22 protein-coding genes are annotated in these 26,677 nt (G+C 58.8%); 9 read left to right on the plus strand and 13 right to left on the minus strand.

What is annotated here, in order from left to right; translation table 11 throughout:
- The first annotated feature begins 135 nt into the window (after window positions 1-135).
- From bamJ to AC3IUF_RS08980, 7 genes are all read left to right on the plus strand, one after another.
- Entirely contained in the window at window positions 136-852 is a 717-nt protein-coding gene (bamJ, locus tag AC3IUF_RS08950; RefSeq protein WP_007919751.1) for a BamJ family beta-barrel-assembly machinery protein, read from the plus strand.
- Window positions 853-1,146: 294 nt separating this feature from the next.
- Window positions 1,147-1,602, plus strand: coding sequence for a YkvA family protein (locus tag AC3IUF_RS08955; RefSeq protein WP_007919749.1), 456 nt, complete (start codon window positions 1,147-1,149; stop codon window positions 1,600-1,602).
- A gap of 113 nt (window positions 1,603-1,715) precedes the next feature.
- Entirely contained in the window at window positions 1,716-2,057 is a 342-nt protein-coding gene (locus AC3IUF_RS08960) for a helix-turn-helix domain-containing protein (protein ID WP_007919748.1), read from the plus strand.
- Window positions 2,054-2,425 (plus strand): hypothetical protein, encoded by a 372-nt coding sequence (locus tag AC3IUF_RS08965; protein ID WP_003223109.1) that lies wholly within the window; start codon window positions 2,054-2,056, stop codon window positions 2,423-2,425. Before AC3IUF_RS08960 ends, AC3IUF_RS08965 begins: the two co-directional genes overlap by 4 nt.
- On the plus strand, window positions 2,426-2,833 hold the full coding sequence (locus AC3IUF_RS08970) for an SEL1-like repeat protein (RefSeq protein WP_007919747.1): 408 nt from the start codon (window positions 2,426-2,428) through the stop codon (window positions 2,831-2,833).
- Between the two features lie 238 nt (window positions 2,834-3,071).
- Complete coding sequence (locus tag AC3IUF_RS08975; protein WP_489280892.1) at window positions 3,072-7,832, plus strand: RHS repeat-associated core domain-containing protein; 4,761 nt, start codon at window positions 3,072-3,074, stop codon at window positions 7,830-7,832.
- An 8-nt stretch (window positions 7,833-7,840) separates the two neighbouring features.
- A complete protein-coding gene (locus tag AC3IUF_RS08980) occupies window positions 7,841-8,257 on the plus strand; it encodes a hypothetical protein (protein ID WP_463542607.1) in 417 nt (138 codons plus the stop codon).
- Window positions 8,258-8,294: 37 nt separating this feature from the next.
- Here the strand turns inward: AC3IUF_RS08980 and AC3IUF_RS08985 are convergent, their stop codons facing one another.
- Window positions 8,295-10,085 carry a bifunctional diguanylate cyclase/phosphodiesterase gene (locus tag AC3IUF_RS08985; protein WP_489280893.1) on the minus strand — a complete coding sequence of 597 codons (1,791 nt, stop codon included), beginning with the start codon at window positions 10,083-10,085 and terminating at the stop codon, window positions 8,295-8,297.
- A 134-nt stretch (window positions 10,086-10,219) separates the two neighbouring features.
- Window positions 10,220-12,304: a carboxy terminal-processing peptidase gene (locus AC3IUF_RS08990; protein WP_176472379.1), complete on the minus strand. Its 2,085-nt coding sequence runs from the start codon at window positions 12,302-12,304 to the stop codon at window positions 10,220-10,222.
- A gap of 138 nt (window positions 12,305-12,442) precedes the next feature.
- On the opposite strand from AC3IUF_RS08990, the gene AC3IUF_RS08995 reads away from it, so the two are divergent.
- Window positions 12,443-13,405 carry a zinc-binding dehydrogenase gene (locus AC3IUF_RS08995; protein WP_489280894.1) on the plus strand — a complete coding sequence of 321 codons (963 nt, stop codon included), beginning with the start codon at window positions 12,443-12,445 and terminating at the stop codon, window positions 13,403-13,405.
- Window positions 13,406-13,550: 145 nt separating this feature from the next.
- Here AC3IUF_RS08995 and AC3IUF_RS09000 read toward each other — a convergent pair whose 3' ends face one another.
- The 6 genes from AC3IUF_RS09000 to AC3IUF_RS09025 form a co-directional block, all read right to left on the minus strand.
- Window positions 13,551-14,204, minus strand: coding sequence for an HAD family hydrolase (locus tag AC3IUF_RS09000; RefSeq protein ID WP_007916329.1), 654 nt, complete (start codon window positions 14,202-14,204; stop codon window positions 13,551-13,553).
- Between the two features lie 34 nt (window positions 14,205-14,238).
- A complete protein-coding gene (locus AC3IUF_RS09005; protein ID WP_007916331.1) occupies window positions 14,239-15,228 on the minus strand; it encodes an ABC transporter ATP-binding protein in 990 nt (329 codons plus the stop codon).
- On the minus strand, window positions 15,225-16,025 hold the full coding sequence (locus AC3IUF_RS09010; protein WP_007916333.1) for an ABC transporter permease: 801 nt from the start codon (window positions 16,023-16,025) through the stop codon (window positions 15,225-15,227). The genes AC3IUF_RS09005 and AC3IUF_RS09010 overlap by 4 nt, the downstream gene beginning before the upstream one ends.
- The gene (locus AC3IUF_RS09015; protein WP_007916335.1) at window positions 16,012-16,857 is read right to left on the minus strand and encodes an ABC transporter permease; all 846 of its coding nucleotides are present in this window, start codon (window positions 16,855-16,857) and stop codon (window positions 16,012-16,014) included. The genes AC3IUF_RS09010 and AC3IUF_RS09015 overlap by 14 nt, the downstream gene beginning before the upstream one ends.
- Window positions 16,854-17,660, minus strand: coding sequence for an alkaline phosphatase family protein (locus tag AC3IUF_RS09020; protein WP_007916336.1), 807 nt, complete (start codon window positions 17,658-17,660; stop codon window positions 16,854-16,856). Before AC3IUF_RS09020 ends, AC3IUF_RS09015 begins: the two co-directional genes overlap by 4 nt.
- Window positions 17,661-17,793: 133 nt before the next feature.
- The gene (locus tag AC3IUF_RS09025) at window positions 17,794-18,861 is read right to left on the minus strand and encodes an ABC transporter substrate-binding protein (RefSeq protein ID WP_007916337.1); all 1,068 of its coding nucleotides are present in this window, start codon (window positions 18,859-18,861) and stop codon (window positions 17,794-17,796) included.
- Window positions 18,862-19,212: 351 nt separating this feature from the next.
- On the opposite strand from AC3IUF_RS09025, the gene AC3IUF_RS09030 reads away from it, so the two are divergent.
- Entirely contained in the window at window positions 19,213-19,926 is a 714-nt protein-coding gene (locus tag AC3IUF_RS09030; RefSeq protein WP_105709331.1) for a UTRA domain-containing protein, read from the plus strand.
- A gap of 566 nt (window positions 19,927-20,492) precedes the next feature.
- Here the strand turns inward: AC3IUF_RS09030 and AC3IUF_RS09035 are convergent.
- The 5 genes from AC3IUF_RS09035 to AC3IUF_RS09055 form a co-directional block, all read right to left on the minus strand.
- Window positions 20,493-21,827 (minus strand): amidohydrolase, encoded by a 1,335-nt coding sequence (locus tag AC3IUF_RS09035; protein ID WP_489280895.1) that lies wholly within the window; start codon window positions 21,825-21,827, stop codon window positions 20,493-20,495.
- A gap of 64 nt (window positions 21,828-21,891) precedes the next feature.
- Entirely contained in the window at window positions 21,892-24,045 is a 2,154-nt protein-coding gene (locus AC3IUF_RS09040; RefSeq protein WP_414893417.1) for a mechanosensitive ion channel domain-containing protein, read from the minus strand.
- A 77-nt stretch (window positions 24,046-24,122) separates the two neighbouring features.
- Window positions 24,123-24,299, minus strand: a complete 177-nt coding sequence (locus AC3IUF_RS09045) for a hypothetical protein (protein WP_163004785.1) — start codon at window positions 24,297-24,299, stop codon at window positions 24,123-24,125.
- A gap of 168 nt (window positions 24,300-24,467) precedes the next feature.
- Window positions 24,468-25,757, minus strand: a complete 1,290-nt coding sequence (locus tag AC3IUF_RS09050) for a M18 family aminopeptidase (protein ID WP_123374692.1) — start codon at window positions 25,755-25,757, stop codon at window positions 24,468-24,470.
- A gap of 176 nt (window positions 25,758-25,933) precedes the next feature.
- Window positions 25,934-26,569 carry an RluA family pseudouridine synthase gene (locus AC3IUF_RS09055; RefSeq protein ID WP_034151766.1) on the minus strand — a complete coding sequence of 212 codons (636 nt, stop codon included), beginning with the start codon at window positions 26,567-26,569 and terminating at the stop codon, window positions 25,934-25,936.
- Window positions 26,570-26,677 lie beyond the last annotated feature (108 nt).

Here is a 26,677-nt window from a genome sequence, read left to right on the forward strand (position 1 = left end):
TTCGCCTCGATGCGTTTTAATCCCTGAACTTATCGGAAGTTTCCTGCTCTCATGCCGGTAGCCATTGGTCGTGGCGGCCTGATAAGCTCGCGGCTTTACTCGATTGCCCTTTCGGCGCATGAACAAGGAAATAGCATGAAACAGCATCGGTTGGCGGCGGCGGTTGCCCTGGTTAGCCTGGTCCTCGCGGGTTGTGATTCGCAGACCAGCGTAGAGCTGAAAACCCCGGCGCAAAAAGCTTCCTACGGTATCGGCCTGAACATGGGCAAGAGCCTGGCTCAGGAAGGCATGGATGATCTGGACTCCAAAGCGGTAGCCCAGGGCATCGAAGATGCCGTCGGCAAGAAAGAACAGAAGCTGAAAGATGAAGAACTGGTCGAAGCCTTCGCCGCGCTGCAAAAGCGTGCTGAAGAGCGTATGGCCAAAATGAGCGAAGAGTCGGCTGCGGCTGGCAAGAAGTTCCTCGAAGAAAACGGCAAGAAGGCGGGTGTAACCACCACTGCTTCCGGCCTGCAATACGAAGTGGTCAAGAAAGCCGACGGCCCACAGCCCAAGCCGACTGACGTAGTGACTGTTCACTACACCGGCAAGCTGACCAACGGCACCGTATTCGACAGCTCCGTCGAGCGCGGCAGCCCGATCGATCTGCCGGTAAGCGGCGTGATTCCGGGTTGGGTTGAAGGTCTGCAACTGATGCACGTTGGCGAGAAGTACAAACTGTACATCCCTAGCGATCTGGCTTATGGCGCTCAGTCGCCAAGCCCGGCAATCCCGGCCAACTCGGTTCTGGTCTTCGACCTGGAACTGCTGGCCATCAAGGATCCAGCCAAAGAAGCCGCTGCTGCCAAGTAATTGGTAAAGGCTTCAACAACAACGCCTCGCTTATGCGGGGCGTTGTTGCATCTGGACCCTGGCAAGGGTAAACAGAGCGAACCGATGGCGGTCGGGAGAGTCATAGCCAATGAGACTGCCATCGCTAGCCGCCCTGAGCAGCCAAGTCAATGAAATATTGGGGTTTTTTATGTGAGTAAAAAACGCCCGATCTGAGCGCAGCCCTTATGAAACGGGGCTTTCAGCGCTGAAATGCAGCTCTGTTCACAAGGTTATCCACAATTTGTGTGGATAACATTTCAACGGGAGGAATAGATGAAAGCTCCGTGGAATTTTGCTCGATTCCTGCCCTTGGCCGGCCGCCTGCTCGCACGCGGCCGTTTGCCGACCTTATTGTTTGCGGTTGCCAGCAAAGGCGCTGCGCAGGGCAATCGCCTCGGTAAACTCAAGGACGATTTACGTTTACTCCAGGCTTTGTGCCTGGCCTATTGGCGCGGCGAGTACCGGGCCATCAGTGGCAAAGCGCTGGTGTCGGTGGTGGCAGGTTTGATGTACTTCCTCAGCCCGGTGGATGCGATTCCGGATTTCATTCCCGTATTCGGCATGCTCGACGACATCGCCGTCCTCGCCTGGCTGATGAAAACCCTCGACGATGAGCTCAATGCCTTTCGCCTGTGGCGCAATCGTCAGCAACCGGAAAAGCTCGCAGTCGTCGAACGCCTGCCGGATACCCCCGAGCAACTGCAACTTCAGGGGCCGAAAAAAACCTGATTCCTCAACACCCGCCTACAGATAGATACCCCCCGCGACCTTGGCCGCTGTTAGGATTACACTTCTAGGGAAAAGTGCCGACTCGCTAAGTGTTGTTGTCCTACGGGGTAGTCATGGATATTCAGATAATTGCACGCGATGGCGAACCCGAATACGCGGTTCTGCCGTGGGCTCAGTATCAGGCTCTACTAAAAGCAGCAGGCATTAATGAAACACCGTCGCGTCCGGCACCTACGCCGCTCGCGGCCTCACCAGACACGATTCTTCCAGGTCTGGATCAACTACGCAGTTTGCGCGAAGGGAAGGGCATCGCCATTGAGGCGTTGGCCCGCACGGTAGGCATCAGCCCGTCTTATCTGGCCATGATCGAAAGTGGCGAGCGTCAGCCCGACGCCGCGATTCGCCGCAGCCTGGCCTGGGAATTGACGGTGCCAGGGTGGAGGGATGAATCGTGAGCGTACGCATCAGTCGTCAACATTGGGACGGATTGCTCGGAGAACTGGATCAAGCGCGCCGTCAGCGCCATCTACTGACTTATCGGGCCTTGCTCGAGCGATTGCAATTGCCGACACCGGCCATGCAAACCTTGACCGCCGCGCTTGAGCATCTGGCCGCGCTGGATGCCAAGGCCGAACAACCGTTGCGCAGTTCACTGGTGATCAGCCAAGGTGCCAGTCGCCTGCCGCGTACCGGTTTCTTTGAGTGTGTTGAACGTCTGGGGCGTTTTTCCGGGCCGTCCGATGGTGTTGCTGCGGCCTCTTGGCATGCTTCGGAAGTTGTCCGTGTTTTTGAATACGAGTACCCGGAATCGGCGGAGGCCTGAGTGTTTTTACGACTCAAGGCGCGGGCCAGTTACTGGCTGGCCCGTAGGCTGTTTCACTGGTCATGGTTCGTTCGACAACCGCGTGGCTGGCGCTGGCTCGAAGGGCAGTTTGCGCGCATGGCCAACCTTGGCGATGTCGGTGCGCAGAGCTTCTATGGGCACATCCTGACCTTTCGCGGTGTCGGCTTGGGCGCGCGTGAAGAAGGTGTGCGCCTGTTGCGCTTGGCGGCGCTCGCAGGCGATGGCAAAGCGGCTTATCAGGTCGGTGTGATCAGTCTGGCCGGGACGCTGGGTAAACTCCCGGACCCTGTCGAAGCCGCACGCTGGTGGGGGATGGCTGCCAAAGCCGGGCATCCGTTGGCTGAGCTCAAATTGAAAGAGCTGAGCGCTCGGGATTCAACGCAGTAAATCCATTTGTGTCCGCACGATAAACGCGGCGTGAGGTTTTCCTCACGCCGCGTTTGCGTTTCTGTGCACCTGTTTAGCTGCTGGTGATGCTTTACAGATAAGTCCTACAGTCATCGCCTACTTGCCTGACTTCTTTCCTGATTGATCCCCCGCACAGTTCCCGCGCCTAATTTTTGCGCGAGGGAACGCTCATGTTTGATCCGCTTATTCAGTCCACTTCGCACACCCGCGTGCGCTGATGGACGCCGTCACCCGCATCGAGCAAGCACTCGACAGCTTTCCCGCCACCCTCAGTATTTACCGCGAACAGCTCAAGCATTGGGCCAGTCACGCGGCGGACAAGGTCAGCCACGCTGCGGATCTGCCGTCGCTGATGGGCATGGAGCGGATCATTCGCTTCGGCTCCGATAGCACTGCCGTCAGCAGCACCGACAACGAATTTTTCTCAGGTGTCGTCCAGTGCCCGAAGGGCGGGTTGATGCAGATCGAGAGCAAGTTCGAGTCGGTCTACGACATTCCGCTGGGCAACATCGTGGTCGATGTGATCGCCATGGACGGTGGCGTAACCACCCCTATCACCCTTGATGAGCAAGGCAAGGGCTCTTTCAAAGGAATACCTGGCAGGTTCTACCGGGTGCAGGTGCACAGCGATGTCACTCCGGATCAGGTCGAGGACCTTTTCAAAGCTTATGACGGCCTGACCGCTGAGCTGGATGGCTGGCTACGCAGTGAATGGAAGAGTTTCAAGCCGCAGTGGTCGCAGTCGGTGGCGACGGCGGCAGGCAACGGCATGCTCGCCGGGAGCTGGGCGGCCATCGAGGGGGTGTGGGACAGCATTGGTTTGCTCTCGGACATTCTCAAGGATCCCGGCCAGTTTGTTGAGCGCTTGGGCAGTGGCGCGGCAGATCTGATCGAGCTGGCGAAAACTGCGCCCGAGGTCATGGAGAAGCTGCAACTGCTGGTCAGTGACGAAGCTGCACTGTGCTTATTGTTGCGCACTGCCAGCCTTTGGCTGGAGATGTTGCCGCCCAGTGAAGTTGCCGGCAAAACGGCGGAAGCGGCGTCGATGATGATGGTGCAGATGCTCATCGATGTGCTGATCAGCGTTGTCTTGACGTTTGTCAGTGGTGGCGCAGGCATCGCTTATCTGACGCTGCGTCTGGCGGATCGCGCCGTGCAATTGCTGTCGGCGGTGAAGCGTTTGGTGAAGGCGATGTTCGGCATCGTCGAAGGGTTCATCAAATACGTCGATCAATACAAAAGCGTTGCCGCCCGAGGCATCGCCACCGGGGTGAAAAAGGGCCGGATGCAATTGCGCTGGAATGCGCAGCGCAACACCTTGTTGAAGAAAGACGAGCCTCACGACGACTCGCCGGATCAGGCGAAAAACCCCAACGGCGACAGCGCCGATTGCGTGCCGCGCACCTGCACCAACGGCTGCCCGGTGTCGATGGTCACTGGCGAAGAACTGCTGACCCTGAGCGATGCGGTGCTCGATGGCGTGTTGCCGTTTGAGTTCACGCGGTTGTATCGCAGCAGTGCCGCCGAAATCGATGTCGGGTTGGGGTTTGGCTGGAGTCATTCGCTGGCACATCGGCTGGAGTTTTTCGCTGATGAGGTGGTTTGGGTCGATCACGAAAACCGGCGCACTCGATTTCCGTTGCCGAGCGTTGAAAGACCGGCGATTCACAACAGTCTGTCGCGGGCGGCGATCTTTCTGGGTGATGAACCGGAAGAGCTGATCCTGGCACTGGCCGGGGAAACGGCGCGGTTCTATCACTTTCGCGCAGGACGGCTGACGGCGATCAGCGATAGCTATGGCAACCGTCTGACGGTGCAGCGCGATCGCTCTGACCGGGTGCAGCGCCTGGACAACGGCGCCGGGCGTTCGCTGCTGTTGCGCTATGACCGCGCGCAGTTGGTTGGTGTGGATTACCAGGTGTTTCGCGACGGTGCCTGGAGCACTGAACAGGCGCTGGTCAGTTACCGCTACGACGCTTATCAACACCTGATCGAGGCCAGCAACGCCGTCGGTGACAGCGAGCGTTACGACTACGACGACGCCCACGTGATCCTGCAGCGGCAACTGGCGGGCGGGGCGAGTTTCTTCTGGGAGTGGGAACGCTCGGGCAAGGCTGCGCGTTGCGTGCGCCACTGGGCGTCGTTCTCGCAGATGGACACGCGTTACGTCTGGAACGACGACGGCAGTGTCGCAGTGCATTACGTCGATGGCACCGAAGAGACGTACGTGCACGACGAGCGTGCACGGCTGGTGCGCAAGGTTGAAGCCGACGGTGGTGAGCAGCTCAAGGCCTATGACTCATCGGGTCGCTTGATTGCCGAGCAGGATGCCTTGGGGGCGGTCACCGAATACCGCTACGACGAGGTCGGACGGCTGGTGGCGCTGATTCCGCCGGCTGACGCGCCAACGTCCTACGAGTATCGCAACGGTTTCCTGCATAAACGCTCTCGCGGTGACGCGGTGTGGATCTACCGGCGCAATGCCGAGGGCGATGTCACCGAAGCGGTCGATCCCGATGGTCAGGTTACCCATTACTACTACGACACTCGTGGCCAGTTGCTGTCGATCCGTTACCCGGACAGCAGCCGGCATCGGCTGGTCTGGAATGCCCTCGGCCAACTCATTGAAGAGACCTTGCCCGACGGTGGCGTGCGGCGTTTTTCCTACGACGCGCTGGGGCGGCGGACCACAACCGCCGACGAACACGGTGCGGTCACCCGTCAGCATTGGGATGCGGTTGGCCGACTGATCCAGACGACATCTCCTACCGGCAATACCCGTGCTTACAGCTACGGCGCCTACGGTCAGGTCACTGCCGAGCGCGATGAACTGGGGCGCATCACCCGCTACGAATACGACGACGATCTGCACCTGGTTTCGCGGCGGATCAACCCCGACGGCACGCAGGTGCAGTACCGCTACGACCATGCGCAACTGCTGCTCACCGAGATTGAAAACGAGTCCGGGGAAAAATACCGGCTGGATTACACGCCGACCGGGCTGATTCGCCAGGAAAGTGGTTTTGACGGTCGGCGTACAGCGTACGCCTATGACCTCAACGGCCATCTGCTGGAAAAGACCGAGTTTGGTGATGACGGCTCGCAATTAGTCACTGCGTATGAGCGCAATGCTGCCGGGCGTCTTCTGCTCAAAACCCTGCCCGACGGCATCAAGGTCAGTTATCAATACGACCGTCTCAGTCGTTTGATCAGTGTCGACGACGGCCAGCAACACCCGCTGGCCTTCGAGTACGACCGTCAGGACCGGCTGATCACCGAGCATCAAGGCTGGGGCACCCTGCGTTACCGCTACGATGCCTGCGGCCAGCTCAAGCGCATGCGCCTGCCGGACGACAGCGTGCTCGACTACCGCCACGCCAAGGGTGGCGCGCTGACCGACATCGACCTCAACGGCACGCCGCTGACCCGTCATGTCTATCAGTCCGGACGCGAACGGCAACGCCAGCAGGGTTTGCTGCTCAGCGAATACACCTACGACGATCAAGGACGATTACTCGCGCATGCCGTAGGCCATCAGCGCGATGCGTTGTTCCGCCGCGATTATGCCTACAACGCCAACGGCAATCTCGCGCACATCGCCGACAGCCGCCACGGCCAGCGCACCTACGGCTACGACGCCCTCGACCGCCTAATCCGCGTACGCCACTCACGTGACGAACTGCCGGAAAGCTTCGCCCACGACCCGGCCGGCAACCTGCTGATGCAGGACCGCCCCGGCCCGAGCCAGATCAAAGGCAACCGCCTGCTGATGCAGGGCGACCGCCACTACGACTACGACGCCTTCGGCAACCTGATCCGCGAACGTCGCGGCCGCGCCCAGACACTGGTCACCGAATACCGCTACGACAGCCAACACCGCCTGATCGGCCTGACCCGCCCCGACGGCCAGACCGCCAGCTATCGCTATGACGCCTTCGGCCGACGCATCAGCAAAACCGTCAACGGCGAGACCACCGAGTTTTTCTGGCAAGGCGAGCATCTCGTCGCCGAAAGCAGCGAAAACGAATACCGCAGCTACGTCTACGAACCCGGCACCTTCCGCCCGCTCGCCCTGCTCGACGGCAAAGGCCCGAAAAAGGCCTGCCCGTTCTACTACCAACTCGACCACCTCGGCACCCCGCAGGAACTCACCGACTACAGCGGCGACATCGTCTGGTCCGCGCAATACGACGCCTACGGCAAAATCGCCGCACTGACCCTCGCCGGCGACGACTACCTGAACCAGCCGCTGCGCTTTCAGGGGCAGTATTTCGATGCAGAAAGCGGGCTGCATTACAACCGGCACCGGTATTACGACCCGAGGCTGGGGCGGTATCTGACGCCGGATCCGATCAAGTTGGCGGGTGGGCTGAATCAGTACCAGTACGTGCCGAATCCGACGGGGTGGGTGGATCCGTTGGGGTTGAGCTCTAACTGTCCGCCGCCCCAAAAAAATAAGAACCAGAAGTGCTCAGTACCAATTCAAGCTAACAGCCCTAGCGCAAATCAAGGGTTGCCTATCGTTCCGGCTATTGGCAAAGATGGGCCGAAAAATGAAGCTGAAGCTAAGCGTCAGGTACTAGCTTGGAACAGACAATACAGAATGCACTCAGTAGAAAAACATGGGCCAGAAATTGATGATGCAGCTTTAAAGCAGAGGTCAATAGACGGCTCGCATCCAACAAAAAAAGGCGTTAGGGGAATTGTGGGGCCGAGTTCTCAATTCAGTAGTTGGATGATGCAGTTTCGAGCGTTGCATTTTGCTTTATCTAGAATGCATAAAAAAAATCCTGAGCCGACAGGATATGATGCTGACCAAAACCCTATTGTTAGGATGAAACTGCCAGGGGCAGGCCGTGGCTACAAGCCCAATACAAGAGATCTAAGTAATCCTCGTTATATAGATAGCTTGGATGGGGCAGAAGTGAAGTTTGATAAGAGAGATGTTACACGACCATTTACTGGCTTTCCAAGATAGGTGAACTTATGTTGATGCTACCATTTACAAGGTTGCCATATGAGCCCCGGCTCTCTAACGTTCTGAGTGGGATATCGATTTATGATCGGGAAGAGACGCTTGGTCAGGTATTGTGGGATTACGATCCAAATAAGTATGATGATCGACAAGAAATAATTAAGAATTTCATTGTTCCTGAGCTTGATTATTTAACCTATCGTCATAGATATTTGATTTACAATCTCATTGAAAGCCATTTGCAGGATGCTTGTTTTGATTTTTCTGGAGAGTTTGAAAGTGACTATGAAGATCCGAGAGTGCTCGCATGGGACGAAACACAAATAATAGACGCTCGTGGTTTTTTTGAACATATATACGAAGTCGTAAGTGAGTCATGGAAGGATGATTTACTTCGGGCGAGTCTTGAAGATCAAACACAATGGTGATTTTTATTGATCTGGCTAATTCGCGAAGTTGAAGAAATCAACGTTGGCCGGCTAGTTGCGATGGATGGAGGTCTGGAGCAGTGAGACTATCAATCACATGCACGCTATACCCCGGAACATTCTTAGCATGATGCTTCGCCTGCGAAGCCATCTCCGCGAGTTGACTGGCGTCGAGTTGTGCGCAGGCTTCGGGGTGCAGGTGGACCACGCCAATCGATAGCGACAGCAGCGGAAACTCTTGACGAATGCCTTGCCGATTCGGGGCAATGAAGCAGCCAGCCTCCAGATGCTCAGGCCGATAGAAACGGCGACATTGGCTTTGAAAGTCGTCGAGCAACTGGTTGATGCGTTTGCGCCAGTCGTCCGGACCGAGGACAAGGAGGAAGTCGTCGCCACCAATGTGACCAACGAAGTCGCGGGACGGGTCGACGCGTTCGTTGAGGCATTGCGCCAAACACAGCAGAACTTCATCGCCGCGCCCGTAGCCATAGATATCGTTGAAGGGTTTGAAACTGTCGATGTCGACATAGCAGATGACCGACTCGCGCCCCTGCTGCAGCAACCGCGTCAGGCATTGCTGGATCGGCACATTACCCGGCAGCAAGGTCAGTGGATTAGCATACCGCGCCTGTTGAATCTTCAACTCGGTGATCAGTTTAAGCACGTCGATCACCCGGCCAAGACCCAGGTAGCCACCGTTGAGGGTGATGATGAAGTCTTCTTCGATGCGTTGCCGCGCGCGGCTGGTGATCAGGCGGCTGACCTGTTGCAGCGACTGGCTCATTTCCACCGCGAGGAAGTCGTCGTTCATCAAGCGGCTGATCGGTTTGCGTGCGAACAGGTCGGTGGCGAACGGTTTGAGCAGGGCATCCGATAACGAGTGGCGGTGGACGATGCCGCAGGGTTGGCCTTGTTCGTCGAGTACGGCCAGTGAGTTGAGGTTGGCCTGGCGGCGGAAGGCTTCCAGCACGGTGGCGGTGGGGGTGTCGCGATGCACGGCCGGTTGGTCGTTGAGCAGGGCGCTGAGGTCACTGCCTTCGTCGTTCAGCGCAACGCTGCTGCTGTCGTGTTTGGGCATCAAGGCGCGGGCGTCGCGCGGTGGGTGTTCTTGGGGGCGGCCAAGCAGGTAGCCCTGCACCAGATCGACGCCCATTTCCGTCAGCACCGCGAGTTCTTCCGGCAACTCGATACCTTCGGCGATGACTTGTGCGCGTGAGGCTTTGGCGATTTGCAGGATCGAGCCGACGAACTCGCGCTTCAGCGCGTCCTGATGAATGCCATCGATGAAGTGCCGATCGATCTTCACGTAATCCGGGCGCAATTCCGACCATAACCGCAGGCTTGAGTAACCGGCACCGAGATCATCCAGCGCAATGGAAAATCCCATCGCCCGATAGTGATGCAAGGCGGTTTGCAGCAACTGGAAATCGTCGATGGGCGTCTGTTCGGTCAGCTCGATGACCACCTGACTCGGCGGAATGCCGAAATCCTGCAGCAGTTGCAACGTGCGCCCCGGTTGATGCGCGGCTTCCAGCAAGGACTCAGGCGAGACGTTGAGAAACAGTTTGCCCGGCAGTTGCTGCTCATTGAAGCGACGGCAAGCGCTTTGCCGACAGGCGATTTCCAGTTCGCTCAAACGCCCGGCCTGACGGGCCACGGCGAACAGCGCGATGGGCGAGTGAAGAGGGCTGTTGGACGGGCCGCGCGTGAGGGCTTCGTAGCCGAGAATGCGCCGTTCGGAGAGAGAGATGATCGGTTGGAACAGGCTGTGTAATCCGCTTTGAGTCAGGATCGAGCTCAAGGCACTCAGCTGTTCGGTCGTGGTCATGGCTATCTCTGGCGATAAAAAAAGGACTGGGAGCGCTCTCGATGAAGAGAGTGGCTCCCAGTCCTTTATTGCACGACAGAATGATGACTGTTTGATGACGATCCGGGGATCGTCAGCATTAAATTGCCATCACCTTACTTCTTGGCCACCTGATTGCTCAGCTTCAGGTAATCCAGCAGTACTCGCCCGGTTTCGCTCAGGTAGGCATCGTCTTCTGGTTTGACCTTGTCCGGCTCGGCGGCCGCGAGGGCGTCGTCGTCTTCTTTCTTCAGCTCTTTGAGCGGCTCTTCGCCTTTGGCTTTGCGACGGATGTTTTCCATGGCCAGTTGCTTGGCGTCGATATCGGTGTGTTGCGCGCGACGCTCGGCTTCGTTAAGGCTGACGGTTTTTTCTTCCATCAGTTTCTGCGCCAGGGCCAGCTTGTCACGGATGAACACGAACTCGGCATCTTTGGCGGTGCGTGTGTCATGTTCGGATTTGAGCTGCGCCAGGTACGGCTTGAACGGATCGGCCGCCGGTTTGATTGCCGCGCGGATGGTGTCCCACGGCATGGCTTCCGGCAGTGCGCTCTCGCCGATTTCCTTGGTGTCGATCAACGACGGGTAGTCGATGTCCGGCAACACGCCCTGATGCTGGGTGCTCTGACCGGAAACCCGGTAGAACTTGGCCAGGGTCAGTTTCAGTTCGCCATGGTTCAACGGCTGAATGGTCTGCACGGTGCCTTTACCGAAGGTCTGGCCACCGATGATCAGCGCGCGGTGGTAGTCCTGCATGGCGCCGGCGAAAATCTCCGAAGCCGAGGCGGACAAGCGGTTGACCAAGAGTGCCATCGGGCCTTTGTAGAACGCGCCCGGGTTTTCATCTTCGAGTACGTCGACACGGCCATCGGCATTACGTACGAGTACGGTCGGGCCTTTGTCGATGAACAGGCTGGTCAGCTCGGTGGCTTCCTGCAGGGAACCGCCGCCGTTGTTGCGCAGATCGATGACCACGCCGTCGACTTTGTCTTTCTGCAGCTCGGTGAGCAGCTTCTTGACGTCGCGAGTGGTGCTCTTGTAGTCCGGATCACCGGCACGGAACGCCTTGAAGTCGAGGTAGAAGGCTGGAATCTCGATGACGCCGAGTTTGTAGTCCTTGCCGTCCTGTTTCAGGTTGAGCACGGACTTCTTCACCGCCTGGTCTTCGAGCTTCACGGCTTCACGGGTGATCGGCACGATCTTGGTGGTCTGGTCGTTCGGTGCATTGCTCGCCGGAATCACTTCCAGACGCACCACGGTGCCTTTCGGACCACGGATCAGCTTGACCACTTCATCCAGACGCCAGCCGACCACGTCGACCATTTCTTTGTTGCCTTGGGCAACGCCGATGATCTTGTCGGCCGGGGCGACCTGTTTGGTCTTGTCGGCCGGGCCTGCCGGCACCAGACGCACGACTTTCACCTGGTCGTTATCGCTCTGCAACACGGCACCGATGCCCTCGAGGGACAGGCTCATGTTGATGTCGAAGTTTTCCGCGTTATCCGGCGACAGATAGTTGGTGTGCGGATCGTACGACATGGCGAAGGTGTTGATGTACGCCTGGAAGATGTCTTCCGGACGGGTCTGGTCCAGGCGCGCCAACTGGTTCTTGTAGCGCTTGGTCAGGGTTTCCTGAATCTGCTTCGGCTCTTTGCCGGCGATCTTCTGGCGCAGGACTTCGTCCTTGACGCGTTTGCGCCACAGGTCATCCAGCTCTGCGGTGGATTTCAGCCAAGGGGCGTCCTTGCGATCGATCAGCAAGGTCTCCTTGGTGTTGAAATCCATCTTGTCGACGCCTTTGTTCAGCTCGGCAAGGGCGAAGTCCAGACGCGCCTTGACGCGGTCCAGGTAGCGCTTGTAGATGGTGAACCCGGCGTTGAGGTCGCCGCTTTTGAGGAAGTCGTCGAACTGGGTCTTCCACTTGTCGAACTCGGCGATGTCGCTGGCCATGAAGTAGCTGCGCGACGGATCCAGCAGCTTTATGTAGCTGTCGTAGATGATTACCGAGCGGGCATCGTCAAGCGGCGGCTTGCTGTAGTGGTGACGCTTGAGCAACTCGACGACGTTCAGACTGGCGATGACTTCATCGCGATCAGGCTGCAATTTGTCCCAGCTGTTGGCTGCGAATGTATTGCCCGACACCGGCAACAAACCGATACCGATGAAAAGAGCGAGGGCGGTGCTGGGGAGCAAATGCTTCATGCTGATTCGACGCGGGGACAATTGATAACGCATATTAGGCCGTCTTTGAAGTCGCCGGTTCTACGAGAGCCGGTCGCATAATGCAAAAAGCCCGGCGCTACAGCTTCGGGCTCAGTCCAGACTCACTATGGAGGCACTGTGAAGGCATTGCAAGGCGTTGACGGTCAAGTGGCATGGGTTGAAGAGCCGAGTCCTACGTGTGATGTAGGACAAGTCCGCATCCGAGTGGCGGCAGCGGGCCTCAATCGCGCCGATTTATTACAGAAAGCAGGGCTTTATCCGCCACCGCCAGGGGCCAGCCAAGTGCTCGGTCTTGAGTGTTCCGGGGTGATCAGCGAGGTCGGCGCGGGCAGTGCGTGGCAGGTCGGCGATCGGGTTTGCGCCTTGCTGGCCGGGGGTGGCGTGGCCGAAGAGGTGGTCGTCGACGGGCGGCACGTGCTGCCGGTTCCCGAAGGCGTCTCGCTGATTGAGGCGGCCGCATTGCCCGAGGTTTATGCAACAGTCTGGCTGAATGTGTTTCAACTTGCGGCGCTCAAACCGGGTGAGAAAGTTCTCTTGCACGCCGGCGCAAGTGGAATCGGTTCAGCCGCGATTCAGTTGTGCAAGGCGTTTGGCAATCCATGTTGGGTCAGCGTCGGTTCGGCTGAGCGTTTGGCCTACTGTGAAGCGCTGGGTGCACAGGGCGGGGTGGTGCGCACCGATGATCTGGAGAGCCTGCGCGATTTTGGGCCGTTCAACGTGATTCTCGACCCGGTCGGCGGTAATTATTCGGCGCTGAACCTGAAGCTGATGGCGCTGGATGGACGCTGGGTGTTGATCGGTTTGATGGGCGGGCGTGAGGCGAAGCTGGATCTGGCGCAGGTGTTGGCCAAGCGTGTGCAACTGCTGGGCTCGACGTTGCGCAGTCGTGACGATCAGTTCAAGGCGGATCTGTTGAGTGATCTGGGTCAGCAGGTGTGGCCGTTGTTTGCTGAGGGGCGCTTGAGTCCGCAGTTGGCCAAGGCGTTTGCGGTGAAGGATGCCGAGGCGGCGTTTGCGGAGTTGGCGAGTAATACGGTGGCGGGCAAACTGGTATTGGTGATTGACGAAAGTCTGAGCTGAGATCAAGGCAAAAAGCCCCTCACCCTAACCCTCTCCCAAAGGGAGAGGGGACTGACCGGGTTGTTCTACCGGGCTACATCGACCTGACGCATCGGGTCGAACTCAGGTTTGGAATATCAGCCTGCCTGTGCAGATTAAATCTTTGTCATTTCCAGAGATGGATTGGCCAGTTGGCTTTTTCCGCGTGTTCCAGTAGCACTGGGTCCGGATTCACCACGTGCGGGAAATCCACCTTCAGCAACAACGGCAAATCATTACGCGAGTCGGAATAGAAACTCGCACCTTCCAGGTTCTCTTCTTCAGCATCCAGCCATTCCAGCAAGCGGGTGATCTTGCCTTCGCGGTAGGTCAGGGTGCCAACGGTATGCCCACTGTAAACGCCATGGGCGACTTCCAGTTCAATCCCCAGAATTTCATCAATGCCCAATCGATCGGCAATCGGTCTGACCAGGTGCGTCCCCGACGCCGAAATCACCAGAATGCGGTCGCCGGCCTTGCGGTGGGCGGCGATGGTTTTGGTCGCGTCGCTGAAGATGATCGGTTCAATGAAGTCTTCCACCCACGGGCCAACCAGATGCTCGACTTCTTCCGGTGTGCGGCCGATGAGCGGTTCCAGGCTGAATTCCATGTAGTCTTCCATGCGCAATTTGCCATGGCTGTAGGCGTCCATCAGTTCGTTGTTCTTGCGCATGAACGATTCAGGATCGACCCAGCCCAGGCGCCCCATCTGCTCGCTCCAGAGGGTGGCGCAGTCGCCGTGGATCAAGGTTTCGTCCAGATCAAAAATTGCCAGAGCCATCAGTGCAGTTCTCTCTTCAACGTCAGCAAAGTCATCAGGCTACCTCACACAGGGCCGTCGGATCGATGGAAAGCGCCAGACGCTGACCGTCGGGATGCAGATCGGCCGCCGAGCGGTTGAGTACATCCACCACCAGTTCCACGCCGCGCGCTTCGATGCGGTAACGGATGACGTTGCCGAGCAGACTGTGGCTGCGGATCTGCGCGTCGAGTTCGCCTTCCAGGCTCAGCTCGATGGCTTCCGGGCGAATCGCGATACGGTGGTTGATCGGGCGCTGCAACAGTTTTGATGCGTCGTCGGCATCGAGTAGGTTGTAGTTGCCGATGAAGCCGGCGGCGAACACATCGACGGGGGCGGTGTACAGGGTTTCGGCATCGCCGCTTTGTACGATTTTTCCTTGATTCATCAGGAAAATGCGATCAGACATCGTCAGCGCTTCTTCCTGATCGTGGGTAACGAAAATTGTGGTCAGGCCGAGTTCGCGCTGAATCTGGCGGATCTGTTCGCGCAGGTGTTTACGAATCCGTGCGTCGAGCGCCGACAGCGGCTCGTCCAGCAGCAACAGACGCGGACGCGTGACCAGCGAACGGGCGAGGGCAACCCGCTGGCATTGACCACCGGATAACTGATGCGGATAGCGGCTGGCGAAGTCGTTCAGTTCAACCAGTTTCAACACCTCGGAAACGCGTTTATGGCTGTCGTCGGCATTGACCTTCTGCATACGCAAACCGAAGGCAACGTTCTGTTCCACGGTCATGTTGGGGAACAGCGCATAGCTCTGAAACACCATGCCGATCCCGCGTTTCTGCGGACTCAACGGCACGATATCGACGCCATCAAGGAGGATCTTGCCGCCATCGACCGGTGTCAGGCCGGCGATGCAACGCAGCAGTGTGGATTTGCCGCAACCGGAGGGGCCGAGCAGGGTGACGAATTCACCCTTGTTGATTTCGCAGTCGATGTCGCTGAACACGGTCGTGCCGGCGTAGCTTTTCTGCAGGTGTTGGACGCTGACATAGCTCATTCGCTTTTGTCCTTGTTCAAGATGTTGGCGATCCAGGTCAGGACCAGCACGAAAAAGAAATACGAGATGACCAGCGCACTGGTGAAGTGACCGCTGCTGTTGCGCATGTTGTTCAGATAAACCTGCAGGGTTTCGTAGCGCGTGCCGACCAGAATGTTGGCGAAAACGAACTCCCCGAACAGGAACGAGAACGACAGCAGCAACGCGACCATCAGGCCTTTGCGCAGATTCGGCAGCACCACCAGAAACGCCGCTTGAAAGGTGCTGGCGCCAAGCAGTTGCGCAGCGTCCATCAGGTCGCGCAGGTTGATCGCTTGCAGGTTGTTGGTGATCGCCCGGTACATGAACGGCAGCGCCACGGTGAAGTAGCAGCCGATCAGAATCCACGGTGTACCGACCATGGCCATCGGCCCGGAACCGTAAAGTTGCAACAGTCCCACCGACGACACCACCGGCGGCACCGCGAAGGGCAGCAGGATAAGGATGTTCATCAGCGCATCGAGTTTCGGAAAGTGGTAATGCACGACGAACAGCAGCGGCAGGATCAGCACGACTGAAAGCACCAGCGCGCCAACGCAGACCAGCAATGACTGGCCGAATGCGTGCAGGAAACGCGGATCGCTCCACAGCTGGATGTACCACTTGAAGGTGAAACCGCTGGGCAGGATGGTCGCTGACCAACTACTGGCGATCGAATAGACCAGCGTGCCCACGAGTGGCAGCAAGAGAATGGCGAACAACAGATAAACCACGACGCGGTGGTAGAGGCCGGCCGGACCGGATTCAGCGCGAGACATGGTAGCTCCTCTTCAACAGCAGTTGATGCACGACGGTGACGATGGTCATCAACGCCACCAGCACCACGGCCAGGGCGCTGGCCAGATTCGGGTCGAGGGAAATGTCACCGGAGACCATCGCTGCAATACGGATTGGCAGGACGTTGAAGTTGCCGGTAGTCAGCGCATAGACAGTGGCGTAGGCGCCGAGGGCGTTGGCCAGCAGAATCACGAACGTCCCGAGCAATGCAGGCGTCAGCACAGGCAAACCAATATGCCGCCAGAACTGCCAGCCATTGGCGCCAAGCAGTGCGGCGGACTCGCGCCAGTCTTCACGCAAAGCGTCGAAGGCCGGGTAGAGCAACAACACGCCGAGGGGAATCTGGAAGTAGGTGTAGAGAATGATCAACCCGGTTTTCGAGTACAGGTTGAAGTCCTGAATGATCCCCGACTGCTTGAGCATGATGGTGATGCTGCCGTTGAAACCGAGCAGGATGATGAACGCGAAGGCCAAGGGTACGCCTGAAAAGTTGCTGGTCATGTTGGCGAAGGCATTCACGAAATTGCGCAGTTTCGAGTCGACCCGGCGCAGGGAATACGCACCGAGTACGGCGATGATGATGCCGAACAAGCTCGACCAGAAGCTGATTTCGAGGCTGTACTGGATCGCCTGCAAGTAGAACTTCGAACTGAAGATCTTGCTGAAGTTGGCCAAGCCCCAGCCGAACTCTTCCGATTGCAGACTGCTGATCATCACCCAGGTCAGCGGGGCGATTTCGAAGACGATAAAGAACAGCGCGAAGGGCACCACGCACAGCGCCGCCAGCCATTTGCCGCGAATTATTGAGTTCACTTGAGCAACTCCCGGCACACAGGTTTGTCGTGGGGCACGCCGAGTAGTTCGCAGACGGTGCCGCAGATTTCCGTCTGTTTCGGTGCGGCATCGGCGTTGAGGCTGAAGGCTTCACCGAGGACAAACAGCGGCACTTGGCGTTCTTCCGGCAGCAGGCCGTTGTGTGAGCGATCGTTGTTCATGCCGTGGTCGGCAGTTACCAGCACTTGATAGCCAGCGTCGAGCCAGTTCTGCAGATAGTCGGCAAGGATGATGTCGGCGAAGCGCGCGCTGTTGCGGTATTGCGAAGAATCGAGACCGTGTTTGTGCCCGGCGTCGTCGATGTTCATCGGGTGGATCAGCAGGAAATTCGGATCGTGGCGCAGGCGCAGGTTTTCGGCGTCGGCGAACAGGTGCGAATCCGGGTAGTGATCGCTCCAGTAGAAATGCCCGTGCTGGATCGGCAGCGACAGATTATCGGTATGGCGGTCGCGCGCGGCTACGAACGGTGAGCGGTTGTACAACTCGCTGACCCAGTGATACGCCGCTGCTGCGGTTTTCAGGCCGGCGTCGCGGGCGTAGTGATAAATGCTGCGCTGGTTGGACAGGCGCGAGACATTGTTGTGGACGATGCCGCTGTCGATCGGCGGCACGCCGGTGAGGATACATTCATAAAGCGGTCGGGACAGGGCCGGCAGTTCGCACTCCAGTTGATAGAGCGCGGCGCGTCCTGCGCCAACATAAGCCTGCAGATGCCCCATGGCGTGACGCGCGACCTCGTAGTTGAGGCCGTCGAGCACGACAAGGATGACGTTGTGCTTCATAGGGGCAAAAACTCCGAAAACAAAACTGGAACCAACCCCTGTAGGAGCTGCCGCAGGCTGCGATCTTTTGATGTTGCTTTTAAAGGGCAAGATCAAAAGATCGCAGCCTGCGGCAGCTCCTACAGATGAAGGATTACTTCATCTCTACGATGACTTCTTCGTTCCACTGCTGTGGCAGGGCCTTGGAAGTCTTCTCCCACGCATCGGCGTCTTTGATCGGGGTGACCTTTTTGTACTGCTCGTTCGGCAGCAGTTTGGCCTTGACGTCTTCCGGCAGTTGCAGGTGCTCGGCGCGGATCGGACGGGCGTTGCCGCGGGCGAGGTTGGTCTGGCCGGCGTCGCTGAAGATGTATTCGCGGGTCAGCTTGGCGGCGTTAGGGTTTTTGGCGTACTTGTTGATGATCGTGGTGTAGCCGGAAATCACCGAACCGTCGGACGGGATCAGCACCACGTAGTCATCCGGGTTGGCCATCTTGGCTTTGTAGCTGAGGCCGTTGAAGTCCCAGACCACACCGACTTCGATTTCGCCTTTTTCCATGGTGGCGATGGTCGGGTTGGCCATCGACAGGCGACCTTGCTTGGCGATGTCTGCAAACAGCAGCAGGGCGGGTTTGATGTTTTTCTCGTCGCCACCGTTGGCCAGTGCCGCCGCGAGAACGCCGTTGGCGGCTTGGGCGGCGGTGCTCACGTCACCGATGGAAACCTTGTATTTGCCGCCCTTGAGGTCTGCCCATTTGGTCGGAACTTCGGAACCGTGCAGGAGCTTTTTGTTGACGATGAACGCGATGGTGCCGGTGTAGGCCAGCGCCCAGTTGCCATCCTTGTCCTTGGCCCAGTCCGGGACTTGATCCCAAGTGCTTGGCTTGTACGGTTGCACCACACCTTGCTTGACCGCGATCGGGCCGAAGGCGGCACCGACGTCGCCGATGTCAGCGGTGGCGTTGTCTTTTTCGGCGGCGAACTTGGCGATTTCCTGGGCCGAACTCATGTCGGTGTCGATGTGCTTGAGGCCGTAGGTTTTGGCCAGGTCTTCCCAGGTGCCTTTCCAGTTGGCCCAGTCATCGGGCATGCCGACGCTGTTGACGGCGCCTTCCGCTTTCGCAGCGGCTTCGAGGGTTTTCAGATCGGTGCCGGCCGCCATAGCGGAGGTGCACATTGCAATGGTCGAGCCTAACAGTGTTGCCAGGAAAAGCTGTTTCATTCCGAAGCTCCTTGGTCGTGTTCAACGCTGCGATTGCGGTGTGTGTTGGTCTAGGTCAGCAATACCTGAGCCAATTTAAGGGGGCTGGATGACACTTTGATGTCGGCGGCCTTGTTTCAGGCCTCTTGTTTGCCCGGTATTGGCGGCTGCCAGATAAGCGTAGACCATGCTCAAAGGCCCGCAGAGCAAGGGACTTGGCCGATGTATTGCAAGTCGTGAGGACGACCGTTCGGTAGTTTTGTCATCTCTCGGTCATCTGCACTGCCTAGGCTTGCAATATCAGGAAACGGCTTGATCGCCGTGCGGTTTTGCCCCGAAACAGTGCTGGTCTAGTCCAGATAGGTAACGTTGATGCGCGATGAGGCAACAAAAGCGGTGACAGCGATTGGCCAGGTGTTGCAGGAGCAGCTTGATCACGGGTTGTTGGCGGCAGGCAGCAAGCTGCCGGCCGAGCGCAAGCTCAGTGAGTTGTTCGGCACGACGCGGATTACTGTGCGAGAGGCGTTGTTGCAACTGGAGGCGCAGGGGCAGATTTATCGTGAGGAGCGCCGTGGCTGGTTCGTCTCGCCGCCGCGTCTGGCCTACAACCTGATGCAGAGAAGTCACTTTCACGCGATGGTCAGTGCGCAGGGGCGGGTGCCGTCGACCGAGGTGATTTCAGCGCGGTTGCAGCCGGCTTCGGCGGCGGTGTGTGCCTGGCTGCAACTGCCGGCGTTGTCGAGCGTGATTCAGATTTGTCGGTCGCGGCGCATTGATGGGCGGTTGGTGTTGTATGTGGAGCACTATTTGAATCCGCAGTTTTTTCCGGGGATTCTTGAGTTTGATTTGAATCAGTCGATGACCGAGTTGTATGCGCGGCATTACGATTTGCACTATGGGCGGGTGCGCTTTGAGATTGTGCCGACGTCATTGTCGGTGGATGCGGCGGCGGCCTTGCGAGTTTCTGTCGGGAGTCCGGGGTTGCGGATTGCTCGGGTTAATTATGATCAGCATGAGCGGTTGATTGATTGTGATCTGGAGTTTTGGCGGCATGATGCGATTCACGTATCGGTTGATGTGGTTTGATCGTTTTGGGTGTATATCCGTTGCTGCGGTAACGGCTACTTAGGGTTCCACCCTTACGGCGGGTCACCTTTTCCAAACGCCGAAAAGGTAACCCAAAAGGCTTGCTCCTACGTGCGGTCCGCTCGCTGGGGCTCGGGGTTCCTTCGCTCCGAGATCGATCCGGGCGCAGCGCCTACGGTTTGCTTCGCTGCACCTCCTCTCGCTGTGTTTGGCTTCGCCAAACGGTCGCTGCGCTCCCACCCCCGGATCAATCCCTCCACTCAGCCTTCCGACGTCGCCCGTGGATCAAGATCAAAAGCGGTACTCGAGCTTGCGCTCATTGTGTTGAGTGGTGAGAAGCAGAAGCGATATTGGTTTGCCGGTTGGACTCAATCCCTGTGGGAGCTGGCTTGCCAGCGATGGCGGCCTGAGAGCCGACCTGTTTCTTGCGGATGTACTCGATTCCTTGTAGGAGTGAGCCTGCTCGCGATGGCGGCCTGAGAGCCGACCAATTTCTGGCAGACTGCACACGGTCCAAATGTGGGAGCGAGCTTGCTCGCGAAGGCACTCCCACAGTCACCTCATCTCTACTTACCCGCCCCCGCATTGGCATACAAATAATCCGTCGCCAGCGACGCCAATGTCCTCACGCCCACCACCAGCGCCGACTCATCCACAAAGAACCCGGGATTATGATTCGGCGCTGCCTTGCTCATGTCCTGGTCTCTTGGTGTCACGCCGAGAAACACAAACAGCCCCGGCACTTCCTTGGCAAAGAACGAAAAGTCTTCCGCGCCCCCCACCAGCGGTGCATTCACCACATCATCCTTGGCCGCCCACTTCAGCGTCGGCAGCATCTTTTCCGTCAGCGCCGGGTTGTTGATGGTCGGGTCGTATTTTTCGATGATGGTGACATCCGCTTTCGCACCGCCGCTTTCGGCGATTTTTTCCACGGTCTGGCGGACGTCGGCATGCAGTTTCTGGCGGATGCCGTAGTCGTAGGAGCGGATCGTGCCGGTCATGTCGACGGATTCGGGAATGATGTTGTAGCGCGTGCCGCCGTTGATGGTGCCGATGCTGACCACTGACGGATAAGAGGAGATATCCGTGCGGCGGCTGACCACGGTTTGCAGGCCGACGATGGTTTGTGCGCCGACGGTGATCGGGTCGATGCCGTCCCAGGGGCGGCCGGCGTGGGTTTGTTTGCCGAGGATTTTGATACGCAGGTCGTCGGAGCTGGCGAGGGTCGCGCCGGGGCGGTAGGCGATCTGGCCGGCGGGGACGCCGGCCCAGACGTGCAGGCCGAAAACGGCGTCGGGTTTCGGTGATTTCATCACGCCTTCCTCGACCATCATTTTTGCGCCCCAGGTGTTTTTGCCGTCGGGAATGAAGTCGCTTGGGCCTTCTTCGGCGGGCTGGAAGTAGAACACCACGGTGCCGGGCAGCGTGTCGCGCATGCCTGTGAGAATTTTCGCCGTGCTCAGCAGGATCGCGGTGTGCGCATCGTGGCCGCAGGCGTGCATGACGTCGACTTCTTTGTCGAGGTAGGTGCCTCTGGCTTTTGAGGCGAACGGCAGGTCGGCGACTTCCTTGACCGGCAGCGCGTCCATGTCGGCGCGCAGGGCCACGGTCGGGCCGGGCAGGGCGCCTTTGAGGACGGCGACTACACCGGTGCGGGCGACGCCGGTTTTCACTTCCAGGCCCATGGCCTTGAGTTGTTTGGCGACCAGTTCGGCGGTGCGTTTTTCCGTGTTGCCGAGTTCTGGATGAGCGTGGATGTCGCGGCGGGTTTCCAGCAGCTCCGGTTCGAGCTTTTGCGCTTGTTCGGCGATTTGCGCGCGGGTGCTTTCCAGCGTGGCGGCACCGGCGTGGCTGGCGATCAGGGTGAGTAGAACGGCTTGGGCAATGCGCGTCAGTTGCATCGGGTTCTCCTTGATTATTGTTGTCGGGCTTCCCTGCCTGTGACTGCAAGCGCGCGCCTGAGTGCTATTCCTTCGGCTGACCGCCACCGGCAGTGATCACTTGCACGCTCATGCGCGGCGTTGCCAGATCGAGTCCGGCTTCGTCGAGATGGCGTTTGAGCGACAGGTTGAAGGCTCGGGACACTTCCCACTGTTTGATCGGCGCGGTCTTGAACCGCGCGCGCAGGATCGCGCTGCCGGATTCGAAACTTTCGACGCCCTGTATCTCCAGCGGCGACCAGATGTTGCGTCGCTGCAATGGATCGGTGCGCATCTTCTGCCCGACTTCGCGCATCAGTTTGATCGCGTCGTCGATTTCCATGTTGTACGGCACCGCCACACGGAAGATCGCGTAGCCGAATTCCCGCGAGTAGTTCTTGATGCTTTTGATTTCGCTGAACGGGATGGTGTGGACGATACCGTCGATGTCGCGCAGGCGCACGGTGCGGATGGTCAGGCCTTCGACGGTGCCGAGGTGGCCGCCGACGTCGACGTAATCGTCGATGGCCAGTGAGTCTTCGATGATGATGAACAGGCCGGTGATCAAGTCCGCTACCAGTGACTGTGCACCGAAACCGATGGCCAGACCGATCACGCCGGCACCGGCCAGCAGTGGCGTGACGTTCATGCCCATGTTCGCCAGCGCGACGATCAGCGCAATGATAAAGATCGCCACGAACAGCACGTTGCGAATCAGCGGCATCATCGTTTGCGCACGGGCATTCGCCAGGCCTTTGCGCGAGCGGGTGAGGGCGTGGTGCACGGCGGTGTCGGCGAGGATCCAGATCAGCCAGGAGAAAATCAGTGTGCCGATCAGGCTGAACAGTTTGACGCTGACATCATGCCCTTCACCCTCGGCGAAACCGATCAGCGACTGGCCCCAGACGCGCAGGCCGAGTTCGATGAAGACCAGCCAGACCACCAGGTGCGCGAGGGTGTAGAAGAAGTTTTTCAGGCGTTCGGAGTACAGCGCGTGGCGTTTCGGCCCGCGTTGCGGCTTCAGTGAGTGGCGGCGGACGAGACCGTTGATCACCATACACATCACCAGCAGCACGGTACAAATCAATGACTGGCGCAGTGCAGTGCTGGTGTCGCCGGCGGAGACGAAGGTGGCGAACAGTGAGATGCCGACCAGTACCAGCGCTGGCACGTACCAGAAGGTGCCGAGGATTTCGATGGTGTCGCTGAGGGCGCGGCGGGTCAGGCGCCGTGACAGCGGCTGATTGCGGATCAGGTGCGCAATCGGTCGGCGGAAACGCAGGATAAACAGACCGGTCGACAGCGCCGCGAGGACATTGGCGATGGTCGCGGCGGTGTGGGCCAGATGCACGCCGAGGCTTTCGATCAGGCGTGGATCGTTCAGCGCCTCACCGAACGCGGCGAAGCTGCCGATCAGCCACAGCGGCCGGAACGCCTGATGACGCAGAATGTACAGCGCGCGATGGCGGTGCGGGCCATCGAGCAGGGAAAACGCGATCACGCAGATCGCCGAAAAACAGGTGCCGACCACCAGCGCATAGGCCAACACCATCGCCAGGCTTTTGCCCAGTGACGACGGCAAGGCGTAGCTCATGTAGACGGTCATCACCAGTGCGATCAGCCACGGCCCGAGCTTGCGCAAAGCGAAGCGCAGCATGTCGAGGGCTTTGGGATGTTGCGGCAGTTCTTCGGTGAGGCCGAAACGCATGCGCACCCGATGGCCGAGCCAGATCAGCGCGGCAGCGAGCAGGCTCCACACTGCGAGGATCATGGCGAAGCCGAAGATGATCGGCAGCCACTCGTTGGCCGGCAGCATCATCGCGCTCAGTTCGTCCTTGGCCAGATCGAACTCGTTGCCCCAGCGGTTGAGCGGGCTGTCAGCGCCGGTAAATTGTTTTTCGAAGTTGGACAAAGTGCCGCCGATCAAGCCGAGCACGCCTTCTTCAGGGCTGGCCTGGGCTTTTTTGGTGGCGTCGCGCAGCTTTTTCAGATCGCTCAGCAACTGTGCGCGTTGCTTGTCGTTTTCCAGCGACTTGATGACTTCGTCGAGGGACTGGCCGAGCGGCTCCTGCGCTTCGGGCTGCGCTTTGTTGGTGTTGAGCAGACCGGGCAAGCCGACCGCGTGGGCGGGGGCCAGCGGCAGCAGCGTCATCAGGCAGACGAGGAACAAACTGGGCAAAGCAAAAAGACGAGCGAACACTAGGCGGTCAACCTCGCAAGGGGCGGATTCGCTGGAGTGTACGAGGCCCACTAAAGCAATGCGAGCCGGGCGCGGATTTATTCGTTGAGTTTGGCGAGGATCTTGTAGACCACGGTGGCGAGGATCGTGAGCATGCCGATCCACATGGCGAATACGCCGGCGTTCTTGTCACGGAAGTTGAAGCCGATGGCCAGCAGGATCATTCCGCTCAGAATCGGAATGAGCATGGCGTGGAACGAAGACATCGAGATCATGGAGACTGCCTTGTCGAAATGAATGATGTAAGTCTAGGTCGGTTTCTGCCGGCCGGTATTGATCTGAGTAGGAGCAACCGAAGGCCGCGATCTTTTGATTTTGTTTTTAAGATCAAAAGATCGCAGCCTTCGGCAGCTCCTACATTGAATCGCATTTTGCCGAAGTTTTTATGGCAACTCGCGGCAGGCGTAGAACGCACTCAGCACTTTGACCAAGTGTGCCAGGTCGTGGCTGCCGCACAGTTCGCGGATCGAGTGCATGGCGAAGGTCGGCAGGCCGATATCGACAGTACGCACACCGAGGTGGCTGGCGGTGATCGGGCCGATGGTCGAGCCACAGCCCATGTCGCTGCGCACCACGAAACTTTGCACCGGGACTTCTTCGGCCATGCACAGATGGCGGAAGAAACCGGCGGTTTCGCTGTTGGTGGCGTAGCGCTGGTTGCTGTTGACCTTGATCACCGGGCCGGCGTTGAGTTTCGGGCCGTGGTTGGCGTCATGTTTTTCTGCGTAGTTGGGGTGCACGCCGTGGGCGTTGTCGGCCGAGACCAGCAGGGATTTCTGAATGGTGCGGACGAATTCGTCACCTTCCGGCAGCAGACGGCGCAGGGTCTGTTCGAGCATCGGGCCATCGGCACCGCAGGCGGAGCAGGAGCCGACTTCTTCGTGGTCGTTGCACACCAGCACGCAGGTTTCGTCGGTTTCGGCGGTGAGCAACGCTTGCAGGCCGGCGTAGCACGACAGCAGGTTGTCGAGACGCGCGCCGGCGATGAAGTCGCCATTGAGGCCGATGACTGCAGCGCTTTGCGTGTCGTAGAAGCTCAGCTCGTAATCGAGCACGACGTCGGCGTTCAAGCCGTGTTCGCGGGCCAGTTGATCGGTGAGCACGGCGCGGAAATCGACGCGCTCGTCACCGGCAAATTGCGCGAGGATCGGCGGCAGTTCGGTCTGCGCGTTGATCGCCCAGCCCTGATTGGCTTCACGGTTGAGGTGAATGGCCAGATTCGGAATGATCGCGATCGGCGCTTTGAAGTCGATCAACTGGCTCTCGACCTTGCCGTCGCGGCGGAAGGTGACGCGGCCGGCCAGCGACAGATCGCGGTCGAACCACGGTGCCAGCAGCGCGCCGCCATAGACTTCAACGCCCAGTTGCCAGAAGCCCTGACGCTGCAGTTCCGGTTGCGGCTTGACCCGCAGGCACGGGCTGTCAGTGTGCGCGCCGACCAGGCGGATGCCGCCGTGCAGTGGCGAAGTGCGGCCCATTTTGATCGCGACGATCGAGGAGTCGTTACGGGTGACGTAATAGCGGCCGTTCGGCTCGGTGGCCCATGTCTCGCGCTCGTCGAGGCGCACGAAACCGGCGGCCTCCAGACGCTGCACCAGACTGGCAGTGGCGTGGAACGGGGTAGGGGAGGCCTTGAGAAAGTCGATCAGGCCTTGGTTCAACTCTTCGCGCATAAGAAACTCCAGACAGCAGTGGGCGGGAGTTTAACGCATCGGCCGGACAATTGAATCCGAACCGGAGCCCTTGTAGGAGTGAGCCTGCTCGCGATAGCGGTGTGTCAGATCATTATTGATTGACTGACAGAGCGCTATCGCGAGCAGGCTCACTCCTACAGGGGACGGTGATGTGGTCAGAACGGTGCAGGGCACTCGAAGCGCAGGCGTTCGCCGGTTTGCGGATGGGTGAAGCTGAGCATGCTCGCGTGCAGGCACAGACGTGGCCAGGCGGCCAGAGCCTGCTCGTGGGCGTAGAGCCCGTCGCCGAGCAGCGGATGCCCGATCGACAGCATGTGCACGCGCAACTGGTGCGAACGGCCGGTGATCGGCGTCAACTCAACGCGACACCAGTCACCGCAACGCTCCAGCACCCGCCAGAAGGTCAGCGCGTGTTTGCCGAATTCGTGGTCGACCACATGACGCGGCTTGGTCGGTGGGTCGTAACGCAGGGGCAGGTCGATGCTGCCACTGTCGAGTTCCGGCTGACCCCAGGCCAAAGCGGTGTAGGCCTTTTCGGTTTCGCGGTCGTGAAACTGGCGCGACAGTTCGCGGTGCGTGTCGGCGTCACGGGCGAGCAGAATGATGCCGGAGGTTTCCCAGTCCAGGCGATGGACGATGCGCGCTTCCGGGTAGCCGTTTTCCTGCAGGCGGGTAATCAGGCAATCCTTGTTGTCGTCGGCGCGACCCGGCACCGAGAGCAGCAATGTCGGTTTGTTCACCACCAGTACGGCGGCGTCCTGATGAATGATGTGGATGTTGGACAGCGGCATTAAAACAGCCTCGTAACAAATGCCAACGGCGGCTCGGAACTGCTGATAACCCTGTAGGAGCTGCCGAAGGCTGCGATCTTTTGACTTTGAAGATCAAAAGATCGCAGC

The organism is Pseudomonas sp. KH_040, assembly GCF_057839305.1.

Bases quoted from the DNA above. Each gene is read 5' to 3' on its own strand.
- AC3IUF_RS09005 (WP_007916331.1), bottom strand. From the start codon at position 15,228: ATGAGCTATGTCAGCGTCCAACACCTGCAGAAAAGCTACGCCGGCACG.
- AC3IUF_RS09000 (WP_007916329.1), bottom strand. From the start codon at position 14,204: ATGGCTCTGGCAATTTTTGATCTGGACGAAACCTTGATCCACGGCGAC.
- AC3IUF_RS09050 (WP_123374692.1), bottom strand. From the start codon at position 25,757: ATGCGCGAAGAGTTGAACCAAGGCCTGATCGACTTTCTCAAGGCCTCC.
- AC3IUF_RS09045 (WP_163004785.1), bottom strand. From the start codon at position 24,299: ATGATCTCGATGTCTTCGTTCCACGCCATGCTCATTCCGATTCTGAGC.
- AC3IUF_RS08990 (WP_176472379.1), bottom strand. From the start codon at position 12,304: ATGAAGCATTTGCTCCCCAGCACCGCCCTCGCTCTTTTCATCGGTATC.
- AC3IUF_RS08960 (WP_007919748.1), top strand. From the start codon at position 1,716: ATGGATATTCAGATAATTGCACGCGATGGCGAACCCGAATACGCGGTT.
- AC3IUF_RS08975 (WP_489280892.1), top strand. From the start codon at position 3,072: ATGGACGCCGTCACCCGCATCGAGCAAGCACTCGACAGCTTTCCCGCC.
- AC3IUF_RS09035 (WP_489280895.1), bottom strand. From the start codon at position 21,827: ATGCAACTGACGCGCATTGCCCAAGCCGTTCTACTCACCCTGATCGCC.
- AC3IUF_RS09025 (WP_007916337.1), bottom strand. From the start codon at position 18,861: ATGAAACAGCTTTTCCTGGCAACACTGTTAGGCTCGACCATTGCAATG.
- bamJ (WP_007919751.1), top strand. From the start codon at position 136: ATGAAACAGCATCGGTTGGCGGCGGCGGTTGCCCTGGTTAGCCTGGTC.
- AC3IUF_RS09010 (WP_007916333.1), bottom strand. From the start codon at position 16,025: ATGTCTCGCGCTGAATCCGGTCCGGCCGGCCTCTACCACCGCGTCGTG.
- AC3IUF_RS09020 (WP_007916336.1), bottom strand. From the start codon at position 17,660: ATGAAGCACAACGTCATCCTTGTCGTGCTCGACGGCCTCAACTACGAG.
- AC3IUF_RS08955 (WP_007919749.1), top strand. From the start codon at position 1,147: ATGAAAGCTCCGTGGAATTTTGCTCGATTCCTGCCCTTGGCCGGCCGC.
- AC3IUF_RS09055 (WP_034151766.1), bottom strand. From the start codon at position 26,569: ATGCCGCTGTCCAACATCCACATCATTCATCAGGACGCCGCCGTACTG.
- AC3IUF_RS08985 (WP_489280893.1), bottom strand. From the start codon at position 10,085: ATGACCACGACCGAACAGCTGAGTGCCTTGAGCTCGATCCTGACTCAA.
- AC3IUF_RS08980 (WP_463542607.1), top strand. From the start codon at position 7,841: ATGTTGATGCTACCATTTACAAGGTTGCCATATGAGCCCCGGCTCTCT.
- AC3IUF_RS09030 (WP_105709331.1), top strand. From the start codon at position 19,213: ATGCGCGATGAGGCAACAAAAGCGGTGACAGCGATTGGCCAGGTGTTG.